Source organism: Pseudoalteromonas sp. XI10, from assembly GCF_001469895.1.
Lineage (GTDB): Bacteria > Pseudomonadota > Gammaproteobacteria > Enterobacterales > Alteromonadaceae > Pseudoalteromonas.
Window position 1 is genome coordinate 1 of record NZ_LOPY01000013.1, and the last position, 274, is coordinate 274.

1 protein-coding gene is annotated in these 274 nt (G+C 45.6%); it reads right to left on the reverse strand.

Annotation, left to right across the window (positions count from 1 at the left end; genetic code table 11):
* Position 1: 1 nt before the first annotated feature.
* Positions 2–274 (reverse strand): elongation factor Tu (locus AUR67_RS03070; RefSeq protein WP_152996468.1); only part of this gene is annotated, 273 nt, incomplete at its 5' end.

Sequence of the window (274 nt, forward strand, 5' to 3'; positions counted from 1 at the left end):
ATTACTCAACGATAGTTGCAACAACACCAGCACCAACTGTACGGCCACCTTCACGGATAGCGAAGCGTAAACCTTCGTCCATCGCGATTGGGCAGATTAGTTCTACAGTCATCTTGATGTTATCACCAGGCATTACCATTTCAACGCCGTCTGGTAACTGTACGTCACCTGTTACGTCAGTTGTACGGAAGTAGAACTGTGGACGGTAACCTTTGAAGAATGGAGTGTGACGACCACCTTCATCTTTAGAAAGTACGTATACTTCTGAAGTGAA